The following is a 13,726-nucleotide window of genomic DNA, read 5'->3' on the forward strand; positions in this document are numbered from 1 at the left end:
AGACTCCACTGATAGGTCAGGTTAGCATTATCGCCATCAGGATCATCACTAGCAGCACCATTCAGAGTGACGGTCTCTCCTAATAATATGCTCTGGTTAGCCCCCGCATTAGCAGTTGGCAATTGGTTGATTGGCTCAGGCAGACCAAAAGTTTCGCGCAGATGTGCCCGCGCCTCATCAGAACTAACCAAATCCGCCACAAGCTCAGCTACCTGGCTATCAAAATCGTCACTAGCAAAAAAGCTGAGGCTGTCAGATTCGGCAACCTCCAGACTTGAACTATGGGCATTATCACCTATCTCAATGGTCGTTCTATCATCGTCAACATCCAGACTTTGTAATAGCCTGGCAATATTAGTGGCCACAACATTGTCAACTATTTCAACCGCAACACCCGCCATTAACTGGGGCGTGACAGTGCTCACGGCTGAAACAGGCGGGAAATCCAGTGACCCGACAGAGAAAATAATAGTCTCACCCAGTACGTATTGAAACTCACCGTCACTATTGGTAAAACCACTTTGACTCTCTGTACGAAAGGCCAGGTTACTGACCGGGCTATCGATAAACTGGCCAGTCCTAATAGTAGGCTCGCCCGGGTCTGCCCCGGAGCAACCGCCAACCAACGCGATTACTGCAAGAAAAAATATTATCTTAAATACTGCATTGCTCATGTCAAACCCCGAAATGTTGTTGTATTCAGACTTACCGCTCACTTCTGCCCCTTGGGCAACCAGCCTGAAGCTGGTAAAGGAGAGCCGCTATGTGTATTTCTGTTGTTATTGCCGCTGGTTAATTTACCAACACCAGATGCTAAAAAGGGCGCCTATAAAGGCGCCCGAAACGAGAATTATTCTCAAGGATTTTACGAATAATTAGCTGCGCTTACGACCAATACCCGCAAGTCCAACCAATGCAGAGCCAAACAACCATGCAGCAGCAGGAACAGGTACAGCAGAAACTTCACTGCCAATTGTTACAGTAAACGTACCCGTGTTAAACAAGGTACCACCAAGAGGACTAGGTGATGCAGCGTTAACACTATAATCGATTTCAGCGCCTGTAGTTTCACCGCCTAGCCAAGTATGATTTGAAAGGCCTGCAATAGGTACTACTTGACCAACTGCAACAGCTCCATTACAGGTCATAGGTGAGGCGCTAGTATTAGTACAGGCTGTACGAGTCTGTGTACCTGAAGTGTTTGCCGTGTCAAGTTCAATATCCACGGTGATAATACCAGTGATGGGGATAATACCTGACATCAATTGCTGTGAATCCAAAACCATGCCGGTGGCGGACACGACACCGGTGTCAGTATCCATGGTACCTGTTCCCGGAGTCAACGTAGTTACACTACCAGAAAGATTTTGAAGCGATGTTGTTGTAGATGTAGTCATTTCTACAGTGATGTTATAAACAGCAGCACTGGCTTGAGTAGCAGCCAAAGTTAAGGCAGAAACGGCTAATAGTGAGTATACTTTTTTCATTATAATTTCCTCAAAGGGTTATTTTTTATTGTTAGAGGGGCAACCCAGCCATCTTTAAAACCTGTACCAGTGAAGCTTGGCAAGCATAAAGACCTGAAGCTTTCCGCCCCCACCTCACGATGGGTTTGGCATTTTCCAACTACAAGCAGCAATTAATTAACAATCTATGAGTTCTGCTAAACGTGTCTTAACTCAGCGTTACCCACAACAGCAAAATATGCCGGCTATTGTAAAGCTACTGCCATACTTAGTATCAAGCTTTATACCAACTTCATTTTAATCAATATAAACAAGCACTTATTGGCCTTGGCTACAAAATCAGAATACAGGGTATGTAAATTAGCTCGACACAAGAGAGGGGGTAACAAGCAGCCGCGCACCAAAACTGCGCAAAAAAATTCCGGCATCACCAAAAGAGAACCTTAAGTTTCTTTTTTAGAATGTATATTGTGTAAAACACCTATAAAAACCCTGTATTTGAGGAATAATTACTGTTTATGGTTTTTTAGTAAGTAAACATGGTATATTCCCGAGCTAAATTACTCTGCTATCAATAAAAGCCTGAAACCATAAAAGAATACAGAGTATGTATGGATAGTTTTAACTGAGATCACCCAAGCACCCTTATAAACAAGAACACTAACCTGAGGAGCACCTACTGCCCGGAGAGGCCGGCCCCTCAGCTAACCTAACCACACCACTAATAATGATAACGGTCTTACTTATGAATTTAGAAAGCCTACTACACAGAAGAAAGAACTCGTCGCTGACAGCCAGTGCATTAGTTGCAATCCTGGGGGCCACATGGCTACCCCAAAGTGTTGCCGAGGGCCTGAGCCTGGAGGAAGTTGTTGTCACCGCCCAAAAGCGGGCCGAAAGCCTGCAAGATGTTCCCATTGCCGTAACAGCCATTAGCGGAGATAAAATTGCCGATGCGGGTATACAGGGGCTAGAGGACATGTCCAGCTATGTGCCAAACCTCAAAATAACCAGTGCCACCGGTCAAAGCGCCGGGTTTATCGTTATTCGTGGCGTCGGCTCTGGAAACAACTCTGGCTTTGAGCAATCCGTTGGTATGTTTATCGACGGTATTTACGCAGGCCGCTCCCGTCAGTTTATGGTGCCATTTCTTGATCTGGCTGCGGTGGAAGTACTCAAAGGCCCGCAGGGCACATTATTTGGTAAAAACACCGTGGCGGGAGCCATCAGTATTCAATCTGCCAAACCCACCAATACCCTTGAAGGTAATGTAAGACTCAGTTACGAAACTGAGTACGACTCAAAAGAAGCCAGCGCCGTCGTCTCTGGCCCTTTGACCGACTACCTCTCTGGGCGACTTGCAGTCAAGCACAATGACAAATCCGGTACTGTCGAGAACCTGATAAGGGGCACAGAGGAACCTACATCGGACAGTCAGGCCATACGCGGCAGCTTACTGTTTGATGTCAGTGACAATATCCAGGTTTTGAGTAAGCTCGAGTATGCCAATGTATACAACGAGGGTTCAATCTTCCAGCTAAGTGGTATTGATGGCATCTGGGCAAGCCCGCTTGGCGAGTACATCCATGTTGACGAGGTTAGCCCTATTGAAGATGGCAAGCTTGACAACAAAAACACCCTGGACAGCCCCAACAAGGAATTTGTCGAAACCACTAGCATAAATGGCTTGATCAAGGTTGACTGGGACCTGGAAAATTTCTCCCTGACATCCATAACCGGCTATAGCGATTATGAGTCTGAGGTACTTGCTGACGCTGACTTCAGCGATATTCTGTTTATAGAAACTAACCCTGCCGAAACATTCGACCAGACTAGCCAGGAATTCAGGCTCACATCACAAGGAGGCGGAGACCTGGACTTTATTGTCGGCCTCTACCTCGAGACCCAGCATTTGGAGTTGTCACAAAAAAACAATGTTGATGCCGGCCAGCTAATCGGTGAAAATATTGTTGACCCATTCTCCCCGGTTAACAATTTTACCCAGCACAGCGATACAGCAGCAGTGTACGGGCAATTGACCTGGCAGTTTACCGATACATGGTCCGTGACTGGCGGTTTACGCTATGCCTATGAAAAAAAGGCGGCCCTTATTGAACTTTACACAGCCGAGTTTGACACCTATTTAGTAGACCATGACTTGGAGGCATTTGCCAACACTCTCGCCAACCGAGGTACCGGCGTTCTCGATCAAGAGCGTACAACCAACAACCTCTCTCCCACTATCAATTTCAAATGGGATTACAGCGATATGGCAATGGCCTACTTCAAGGTCACCCGCGGATATAAAAGTGGAGGCTATAACGCCGCGATGGCAAGCCCGGATGCTTCATCCTTTGAATTTGATGATGAGCAAGTTGATGGCATCGAACTAGGTACCAAGATGGATCTGCTGGACGGCGCCGCCAATCTCAATGTGGCACTGTTTTATAATAACTTCTCAGATCGTCAGGTCAGTAGCTTCGCCACTGATGGCTTTACCGTGGGCAATGCCTCTGAATCAACCAGCCAGGGTATAGAAATTGACTTTAAAATGATTGTTAACCCAGCCCTGCTGTTTAGTTTTTCAGTGGCCTATCTGGAGTCTAGGTACGATGATTTTGCTGATGCGAACTGCGCACCAGAACAGAAACTAGCTTACTACAACTTGGGTAACCCGGAAAACCAATCTGACGCGGTTATTGATGGCTGTACCGTGGTTGCATTCGAGGATAATCCATCCCAGTACAACAATTACATCTACACTAAAGACTTGACAGGCAAGACAACCGAACGCGCGCCAAGATGGTCCGGCAGCTTTGTCACCAATTTTAATTACCCACTGGGTGAGAATATGATTTTGCTGGCAGACCTGGATGTGAATTATGAAGATGAATACTATATGGATCAGTCACTAGACTCTAATACCATTCAGGAATCCTATATCAAGGTTAATGCCAGACTGGGGCTAGCCAGCAGAGATCAAGACTGGAATATCGCCTTAGTCGGGAAAAACCTAACCGACGAAACCACAAGCGGAGTTAGCGTCGGAGCTCCACTGTTTATTGGGTCATATGTGGCAACGGTAGACGCCCCCCGTACAGTAGCCGTTGAATTTGGTTATAGGTTCTAACTTAAATCTCTGCGGGGCTCTGATGCCCCGCAGCAATCAGTCAGCTGTGTTATTTACGCACGGCTGGCTGCTTCTACGATTCGTTTATGAAGCAGGGCAATGTCCCGATCAATATTTCCAACCTACGCCATACGGCTGCCCCCCCAAAAAAAGCAACACTTCTTTTTGCCCGCAACCGACATTCACTTAGCTAAATACCCCCATTAAGGACCGTTTATGTTTAACGTTTATGTAGAAAAAGTAATTGAAAAGGAGATCGATGTGGTCTTCGCCGAATTGGCTGATCACGCAGGCTATTCGAGATTCCGTGGGGTAAAAGCAGCAAAGCTGCTGGAGCCGGGTGAAATAGAAGAAAACGGTCTCGGTGCCTTGCGACATATCGACCTGGGTGCGGTGAAGTTTGATGAGCGCATCACCTATTTTGAACGCCCTACCCGACTGGACTATAACATTGAGCAGTCGAGCCCCTTCCCGTTTCGCCATGAATTGGGCTCTGTCACACTGGAGCCAGTGACTGGCGGCACCAAAGTGATTTGGGTGTCAAAGGGTACAGTTGCCATACCGATATTGGGACGGTTCTTCCTCGATAAGAAATTTGAACGACAAGGTATTCAGGGTTTCGCCTCGCTACTGAAACAGATATCTCAACTGTAACGCCGATACACCCTATCATTCACACTCCGTCATTCCCGCGAAGGCGGGCATCCAGTGCTGTTAATTTCCGCTTTAGCGGAAATAACAGCATAAGCATGCAGGCTGGATTCCCGCCTTCGCGGGAATGACGGCGAAAAAAAAGGCAGCTAAAGCTGCCTTTTTTAATGCTGATAAATATTAAATCGCTGCTAGCGCTTCAAAATCATCATCCGTCAGACTCATCAATGAATCAGCGCCCTTTTCAATCGTCTGCTTATGGCTCGCTGTACGAGGCAAAATCTTATCAAAGTAAAAACGCGCCGTAGCGACTTTACCGCGATAAAACACTTCGTCATTTTCTGCCAATTTAGTGTTGGCCAAAGTGCCCATACGACCCCAGAACCAAGCGAGTACGACATAACCTGAGTACATCAAAAAGTCCACGGAGGCTGAACCAATCTCATCATAGCTCTTGCCAGCTTGAGCACCGATAAAACCGACTAACTCAGTCCACTCAGCAATCATTTTCTGTAATGGCTCAGAGAACTCATCATCCATAGCTTCCAGGTCAGCACCAATCATGGCAATAAATTTGCCAAAGTTCGCGCCACCATCAGACATAATCTTGCGACCAAGAAGGTCTAATGATTGAATGCCGGTAGTCCCTTCGTACAAAGTAGCGATACGTGCATCACGCAGATTCTGCTCCATACCCCATTCACGGATATAACCGTGACCACCGTAAACCTGTACGCCGTGACTTGCCGCTTCCAAACCTACTTCAGTCATAAAACCTTTAGCGATAGGTGTTAGCAAAGCCAGGAGGTCGCTAGCTTCTTTAACCTGCTCTTCAGTACCCTGGAGTGCCTTATCGCCCTGCTGTGACAAGTAATAGATAAAGGCACGACAGCCTTCAGAGAAGGAGCGAATAGTCAGTAGCATACGACGTACATCCGCATGCACTATTAATTTATCTGCTGGCCGGTCTGGAGATTTTTTACCGGTTAAAGAGCGACCCGCTTCACGATCCAGGGCATAAGACATAGCACCCTGTAACGCCACTTCAGCGTGATTTAAACCTTGCATGGCAGTACCAATACGAGCGGTATTCATAAAGGTAAACATACATTTTAAACCTTCATTCTCCTTACCAACCAAAAACCCCTTGGCACCGTCAAAATTCATCACACAGGTCGCATTGCCGTGGATACCCATCTTGTGTTCCAGTGAACCACAGCTCACCGTATTACGCTCACCTACTGAACCGTCAGCAGCCAGATTAAATTTGGGTACGATAAACAGGGATATACCTTTGGTGCCCTTTGGCGCATCCGGCAATCGGGCTAGTACGATATGTATAATATTATCCGACATATCATGCTCACCTGAGCTGATAAAAATTTTGGTACCCGTAACGGCATAACTACCATCACCATTGGCTTCAGCTTTAGTGCGCAAGAAACTTAAATCACTACCACCCTGGGGCTCAGTCAAACACATGGTACCGGTCCAATCGCCGGAAACCAGTTTCATCAAATAGTCTTTTTGCAATTGCTCGCTGCCATGCTCAATTAATGTTTCACGACAACCCGCACTCAGGCCCGGATACATACTCCATGCGTGGTTGGCCTGACCCAGCATTTCTGACAACAACAGATCCATGCTGTTTGGCAGCCCCTGGCCACCAAACTGTTCTGGCATGGATAAACCGGGCCAACCGCCATCAATAAACTGCTGGTAGGCATCGGCAAAACCGCCAGGTGTTGTTACACCGTCCTCACTCCAGGTACAACCTTCTTCATCACCAATGCGGCGCAAAGGAGCCAGTGTCTGCTCACAAAATTTAGCACCCTCATCCAGAATCGCATCGCGTAATTCCTGATTTAATTCCTCTGCACCCGGCAGACTTGCATAGTGCTCATCCGCACCTAATAATTCATCAAATACAAAACGTATATCACGTAGTGGAGCTTTATAATCAGCCATTGTGTTACCTCAATCGATTTACTAAAATTTAATTAAAAAATAAGTACTACAACCTGTAAAAATCACTTATAAGTAATGCTTAACCTCTGCACGGGCAACCACCATGCGATGAACTTCATCGGGGCCATCGGCCAACCGTAGCGTTCTAGCGCCGGTATACATGGCCGCCAGAGGTGTCCACTGAGAAATACCCGCAGCACCATACATTTGAATCGCTTCATCAATAATTCTGCACGTGATGACTGGCACCATTGCCTTAATACCGGAAATATACACACGTGCTTCGCTATTGCCCAATACATCCATCGCTTTAGCTGCCTGCAATACCATTAAGCGACAGCTATTAATATCAATACGCGCTTTGGCGACGATATCAAAGTTACCACCTAACTTAATGATGGGCTTACCAAAGGCTTCACGGGACAAGCCACGCTTAATCATCATTTCAAGCGCCAACTCAGCCTGGCCCAGGGCGCGCATACAGTGGTGTATACGTCCTGGCCCTAAACGCCCTTGAGAAATCTCAAAGCCCCGCCCTTCACCTAATATCATATTATCCTTAGGTATACGGCAGTTATTAAAACGTAGATGCATATGGCCATGGGGAGCGTCAGGATTACCAAATACCTCCATACCTTCTAACACTTCAACACCGGGGTTATCCATTGGCACCAGAATTTGGCTTTGGCGTAAATACATTGGGGTTTCGGGATCAGCGTTGGTTTCAACCATCACGATCATAATGGCACAGCGACTATCACCGGCGCCGGAAATATAAAACTTCTCGCCATTAATGACCCACTCGTCACCGTCTAATACGGCGGAGGTGGCGATATTTTTTGCATCGGAAGAAGCCACATCAGGTTCTGTCATGGCATAGGCTGAACGAATTTTTCCGTCTAACAATGGAGTTAACCACTGCTCCTGCTGTGCAGGGGTTCCATATTTGGCTAACACTTCCATATTGCCGGTATCGGGTGCGGCACAGTTAAATACTTCTGGCGCTAAAAAGCTTTTACCCATTTCTTGAGCCAGATAGGCATAATCAAGATTGCTAACCCCTTCGCCATTCCAGTCTGGTAAAAAGAAATTCCACAAACCCTGGGCTTTAGCTTTAGCTTTCAAGCCCTCTAATATCTCGCTTTGACGATCACTTAAACGCCAGATATCTTCTTTGCAGGGAGAATTATGAAACTCATGTTCTAAAGGTGTGATCTCAGTTTCTATAAAGGTTTTAACTTGTTGTAAAACCTCAACAAAACTGTCGGAAATTTGTAAATTAAATAATTCACCAGAGGTGGACATACATGTTCTCCAGATTTAATGATAGCAATGCTGAGGCTTACAAGGATGCATTGGCCTTATTCACTACTAGTAAATATACCGTAATAACGGTCCAATAATAACTTAATGCCGATAATGACACAAGTTGTGACAATAGATAATATTGCATTATAATGCCTGTTAAATTGGGCAGCACCCATCGTCTTTTGGTCTTATATTGGCGGCTGAGCTGCCATGCTTGGCCCTAAGAAGTTATATTTTTAATCACTATTGTTTAAGGAATACCTATGAGCACTGATATTTTTAATCTTTCTGGAAAAATCGCCATCGTTACCGGCGCCAGTCGTGGCATTGGTGAAGAAATTGCCAAGCTACTCGCTGAACAAGGTGCCCACGTTATTGTGTCCAGCCGTAAAATTGATGGCTGCCAGGAAGTGGCCGATAAAATTATTGCTGCCGGCAACAGTGCTGAAGCTTTTGCCTGCCATGTGGGTGATATGGATAACATTACCGCGTTATTTGATTATGTTAAAAGCAAACATGGCACGCTGGATATTTTAGTTAATAACGCCGCTGCCAATCCGTACTTTGGTGATATTCTGGATACCGACCTCGGTGCCTATAATAAAACGGTTGATGTTAATGTTCGCGGCTATTTCTTTATGAGTGTAGAAGCAGGAAAAATTATGCGCGATACCGGCGGCGGCAGTATTGTTAACACGGCATCCATTAACGCTTTGCAGCCCGGTTTTTTGCAGGGTATTTATTCCATCACTAAAGCCGCTGTAGTTAATATGACAAAATCTTTTGCCAAGGAATGTGCGCGTCATAATATTCGTTGCAATGCCCTGCTGCCCGGTTTAACCAAGACTAAATTTGCCAGTGCATTATTTACTAACGATGATATGTATAAAATGGCGGTTGAAAACATCCCAATGCAGCGCCATGCAGAACCGCAAGAAATGGCCGGTACGGTTTTATATCTGGTCTCCGATGCCAGTAGTTATACCACTGGGGAATGTATTGTTGTCGATGGCGGCATAACCATATAGAAGTATCAATCTAAAGGGCTAACCACCAGCGAGATTGTAAAGTGAGGTTTTATGATTAATTTAATCAAACTTGTACTGTTCAGCCTGCTGGTTGCTCACCCTGCCCACAGCCAGATTAATACGGACAGCGTTGCCGCTCCCGGCGATGAGTGGCTCAGCCATGGTCGCGATTACAAAGAACAACGTTATAGCCCACAAACCGACATTAATACCAGCAATGTCAATAAATTGGGCTTAGCCTGGTCTTTTACCTTTCCCACCGACAGAGTGATGGAATCCACTCCGCTGATCCATCAGGGGATCTTGTATGTCACTACCCCCTGGAGTCACGTCTTTGCTATTGATGCCCGCACCGGCGAGCAACACTGGCACTTTAACCCCGAGGTTAACAAAGCCCATTTAATCAATAGTTGTTGCGGCCCTGCCAACCGCGGTGCTGCTCTTTGGAGCAGTGAAAACAAAACACTGGTTTTTGTTGGCAGTTTTGATGGCCGTCTTATCGCAATTGATGCCAGTAATGGCGAACAAGTATGGTCGGTACAAACCACACCATTAAACAGCCACTACACCATTACCGGCGCGCCGCGTATTGTGGATGGCAAAGTCATTATAGGTAATGGCGGCGCAGAACTCGGTACCCGTGGTTATATCACCGCCTACGATGCTGCCAGCGGTAACCAACTTTGGCGTTTCTATACGGTACCGGGAGACCCATCCAAACCTCAGGAAAGTCCTGCCCTTGAACAAGCGCTGGATAGCTGGAAAGGGGAATGGTGGAAGTATGGCGGTGGCGGCACAGTTTGGGATGGCATGGCCTACGACCCCGAATTAGACTTGCTCTATATCGGCACCGGTAATGGCTCCCCCTGGAACCGCGATGTTCGCAGCCCTGGTGGTGGCGATAACTTATACCTTAATTCCATTGTGGCCCTGCGCCCCGATACCGGTGACTATGTTTGGCACTATCAGGTCACCCCTAAAGATAATTGGGACTACACCGCAACCCAACAACTGGTACTGGCACAATTGAACCTTAATGGCGAACAGCGCAAGGTGATTATGCAGGCGCCAAAAAATGGCTTTTTCTATGTACTGGATAGAGCCACTGGGGAGTTATTATCGGCGGACGCCTATGCCCAGGTGAACTGGGCCAGTCATATTGATTTAACCACGGGCCGCCCGGTAGAAACCGCCGTTGCCAACTATCAGCAAACCGGCGGATCAATTATCTGGCCTGCCCCCTTTGGGGCCCACAACTGGCAACCTATGGCCTATAACCCCGAGACGCAGCTGGTCTATATCCCCAAACAGCACGCCCCCGGTATTTACAAAGCCGAACAAAAGTTCACTTACAAGCCCCACCGCTGGAACACCGCTACCGATTTTAGCGTCTATAGCCTGCCCGCTGACCCCATGCGAGCCAAAGCCGCCTCCGACGCTTCAATTCGTGGTTACTTAAGTGCCTGGGACCCTATTGCCAAACAGATGCGCTGGGAAGTCAAACACCCCCTCCTGGTTAATGGCGGCGTGCTGACAACGGCTGGCGGGCTGGTTTTCCAGGGTACAGGTTCCGGCGGTTTTCATGCCTATGATGCCAACCATGGCAAACGACTTTGGAGCTTTCAGGCCGACAGCGCCGTACTGGCTGGCCCAATAAGTTATGCCATTGATGGCGAGCAATATATTGCTGTTACCCAAGGTTCCGGTGGCAGCATAATGATGGGTATGGGTATTAAAAATACCACTATTAAAAACCCCAACCGCCTGTTAGTGTTTAAACTACAAAGCAAGCCCGCCAAACAAGTGGCAGCCACCGAAACACTCGCAACCGACATATTCAGGGCACCGCCACCGACCGTTAAACCTCACTCACTCAGTGAAGAAGACCTACACAAAGGTGCCCGCCTGTTTGAAAATAACTGCAGCTTTTGCCATGGCACCAGCGCCAATGGCAGTGACGTGGTGCCGGACCTGCGCTATATGAGCGAAGAGTCCCACCAGAATTTTCAGGCTATTGTCCTGGCTGGCCTGCTAACCCATAAGGGTATGGTTGGCTTTTATGCCAACCTCAGCCCTGAAGATGTCAATAACATCCACGGCTACCTTCGCCAGAGAAATGCAGACCTGCATAAAGAAATCACTATGGGCAGCCTATGGGACAAACTACGCTATTGGTTTTGGTTTTGCCTGAGTAAGCTGGTCGATATTTTCCCCGCAGTGGCCAACACCGAGCTCGGCCTCGCCACCGCCCTTCCTGAAGCCCCTGACGGCGCCAATAAAACCAAAGAATAAAGCGACATAACTGGCGTATTAGTTTTAATTAATCCTTCAAGCCGCCTAATCTGTCGCCTAATAGAAGCAGATTGTCAAACAGTGACTTTTAGAATATAATCCGCCAAAAGTGGCAGCTTAATTGATTTTAAGACCATTAAGCGACTTAAGTGTCACTATTAAAAAGCGCCATCATTAAACATCGCCAGAGTCAGAGTAGAGGCTTCACTATGATTGATAACAGTATCAAGCAATTAGGCCAAAAAATCGCTGCGCTGCGGATTGCCAAAAAGCTCAAGCAATCAGAATTAGCCTATGAAGCAGGAGTCTCTGAACGCACCCTACAGCGTTTGGAGGCTGGCGATATCATCAAGTCCGATGGCTTGCTTAAGGTTGTTATGCAGCTAGGGCGGCTGGAAGAGTTACTCGCCACACTAGACACCCCCGAGTTCTCCCCCTATGACATGGTCGCCAGCACTAGAGCCAAATACTCAGCGGGCACCCAGTCACATAAAACCAGAGTAAGGCACAGCAAACAAGATAAGCTCAGTAAAACCAGAAGCAAGAACGCCACCATCGTGTGGCCCGAAGACCAATCATGAACGCCGGTGAGGTTACTTTATGGGGAGCCACAGTAGGCTTTGTGGCCTGGGACCCCAAAAAAGGCGCCGCGGCGTTTGAATACGATCGCGGGTTTCAAGACATGGGCGTTGAACTGGCACCTATGATGATGCCTCTCAGCAATGAAGTGTACAGCTTCCCTACCCTCAACACCGACACCTATAAGGGCCTGCCCGGTATGCTGGCGGATTCGCTGCCCGATAAATTCGGTAACGATGTTATCAACCAATGGTTGGCAGAAAACGGACGCACCCCCGACTCATTTAATGCGGTAGAACGACTGATGTACGTCGGCACTCGCGGTATGGGAGCGTTAGAATTTCAACCCGCCATTTATGAAAATAGCAGCGTAGAGCTGTCATTAAATATCGAAGAACTGGTAGCCCTGTCATCCACCATACTCACACTAAAAGAAGCCCAACAGTTTGAATTAACCAGCGGCAATGCCGCCAGTAACGTAGCAGGCTTAAGTAAAATTTTAGCGGTAGGAACCTCTGCCGGTGGTGCCCGCGCCAAAGCTATTATCGCCTGGAATGAAAGCACTCATCATGTTCGCTCAGGGCAAATTGATGCGGGTGACGGCTATAGCTACTGGCTGCTGAAATTTGATGGCGTAAGTAATAATAAAGATAAAGAACTGGCCGACCCCAAAGGCTATGGTCGTATCGAATACGCCTATCACCTGATGGCCCGCGATGCCGATATTGAAATGACTCAGTGCCGGCTCATGGAAGAACATGGCCGGGCGCACTTTATGACCAAACGTTTTGACCGCACAGAAGATGGCCAAAAACTGCATATGCAATCGCTCTGCGCTTTGGGCCACCACGATTTTAACAGCCCGGGAAGTACTTCCTATGAACAAGCTTTTTTAATGTGTAATAAGCTGGGCTTAGGTATGGCCGCTAAAGAGCAACTGTTTTTACGCATGGTCTTTAATGTACTGGCTTATAACAGGGACGACCATAGCAAACAGATTTCGTTTTTGATGGATAAGTCCGGGCAATGGCAACTTAGCCCAGCCTATGATGTAACCTACTCCTTTAATCCCAATGGTGAATTTACTAACAGCCATCAAATGACGATTAACCGCAAGCGTAAAGATATTAACAATGAAGATTTTCTCAGCGTTGCCAAACGGCAAGGCCTGAATACCAGTGCCGCCAAAAAACTAATTGAAAACGTTAGGGCTGCAACGGCACAATGGCATAACTACGCTAATATCGCCGGCGTTGATGACAGAAAGAGAATAATGATCGGTGAACTAATTAGCCCAACGTAAG

9 protein-coding genes, 1 pseudogene and 1 riboswitch are annotated in these 13,726 nt (G+C 47.2%); of the genes and pseudogenes, 6 read left to right on the plus strand and 4 right to left on the minus strand.

Annotated features, from left to right (window positions below; genetic code table 11):
• Together P8H32_RS00005 and P8H32_RS00010 are read right to left on the minus strand one after the other, a co-directional pair.
• A pseudogene (locus tag P8H32_RS00005) lies at nucleotides 1–674 on the minus strand (hypothetical protein); the annotation flags it as partial.
• Between the two features lie 201 nt (nucleotides 675–875).
• Complete coding sequence (locus P8H32_RS00010) at nucleotides 876–1,487, minus strand: VPLPA-CTERM sorting domain-containing protein (RefSeq protein ID WP_301088137.1); 612 nt, start codon at nucleotides 1,485–1,487, stop codon at nucleotides 876–878.
• 35 nt (nucleotides 1,488–1,522) lie between these two features.
• Nucleotides 1,523–1,627, minus strand: a riboswitch (cyclic di-GMP riboswitch).
• A gap of 584 nt (nucleotides 1,628–2,211) precedes the next feature.
• Here P8H32_RS00010 and P8H32_RS00015 point away from each other — a divergent pair.
• Nucleotides 2,212–4,596 (plus strand): TonB-dependent receptor, encoded by a 2,385-nt coding sequence (locus tag P8H32_RS00015; protein WP_301088138.1) that lies wholly within the window; start codon nucleotides 2,212–2,214, stop codon nucleotides 4,594–4,596.
• A 216-nt stretch (nucleotides 4,597–4,812) separates the two neighbouring features.
• Complete coding sequence (locus P8H32_RS00020) at nucleotides 4,813–5,250, plus strand: SRPBCC family protein (RefSeq protein WP_301088139.1); 438 nt, start codon at nucleotides 4,813–4,815, stop codon at nucleotides 5,248–5,250.
• A gap of 177 nt (nucleotides 5,251–5,427) precedes the next feature.
• Here P8H32_RS00020 and P8H32_RS00025 read toward each other — a convergent pair whose 3' ends face one another.
• Together P8H32_RS00025 and P8H32_RS00030 are read right to left on the minus strand one after the other, a co-directional pair.
• On the minus strand, nucleotides 5,428–7,215 hold the full coding sequence (locus P8H32_RS00025) for an acyl-CoA dehydrogenase C-terminal domain-containing protein (protein ID WP_301088140.1): 1,788 nt from the start codon (nucleotides 7,213–7,215) through the stop codon (nucleotides 5,428–5,430).
• Nucleotides 7,216–7,281: 66 nt separating this feature from the next.
• Nucleotides 7,282–8,520 carry an acyl-CoA dehydrogenase family protein gene (locus P8H32_RS00030; protein WP_301088141.1) on the minus strand — a complete coding sequence of 413 codons (1,239 nt, stop codon included), beginning with the start codon at nucleotides 8,518–8,520 and terminating at the stop codon, nucleotides 7,282–7,284.
• A 266-nt stretch (nucleotides 8,521–8,786) separates the two neighbouring features.
• Between P8H32_RS00030 and P8H32_RS00035 the strand changes: the two genes are divergently transcribed.
• The 4 genes from P8H32_RS00035 (at nucleotide 8,787) to P8H32_RS00050 (ending at nucleotide 13,725) form a co-directional block, all read left to right on the plus strand.
• Nucleotides 8,787–9,551, plus strand: a complete 765-nt coding sequence (locus tag P8H32_RS00035) for an SDR family oxidoreductase (protein ID WP_301088142.1) — start codon at nucleotides 8,787–8,789, stop codon at nucleotides 9,549–9,551.
• Between the two features lie 51 nt (nucleotides 9,552–9,602).
• Complete coding sequence (locus tag P8H32_RS00040) at nucleotides 9,603–11,843, plus strand: PQQ-dependent dehydrogenase, methanol/ethanol family (RefSeq protein ID WP_301088143.1); 2,241 nt, start codon at nucleotides 9,603–9,605, stop codon at nucleotides 11,841–11,843.
• 209 nt (nucleotides 11,844–12,052) lie between these two features.
• Nucleotides 12,053–12,424, plus strand: coding sequence for a helix-turn-helix transcriptional regulator (locus P8H32_RS00045; RefSeq protein WP_301088144.1), 372 nt, complete (start codon nucleotides 12,053–12,055; stop codon nucleotides 12,422–12,424).
• Nucleotides 12,421–13,725, plus strand: coding sequence for a type II toxin-antitoxin system HipA family toxin (locus P8H32_RS00050; RefSeq protein WP_297293065.1), 1,305 nt, complete (start codon nucleotides 12,421–12,423; stop codon nucleotides 13,723–13,725). The genes P8H32_RS00045 and P8H32_RS00050 overlap by 4 nt, the downstream gene beginning before the upstream one ends.
• Nucleotide 13,726: the final 1 nt, after the last annotated feature.

Origin of the sequence: Oceanicoccus sp., from assembly GCF_029238675.1 — a bacterium.
GTDB lineage: Bacteria > Pseudomonadota > Gammaproteobacteria > Pseudomonadales > Dasaniaceae > Oceanicoccus.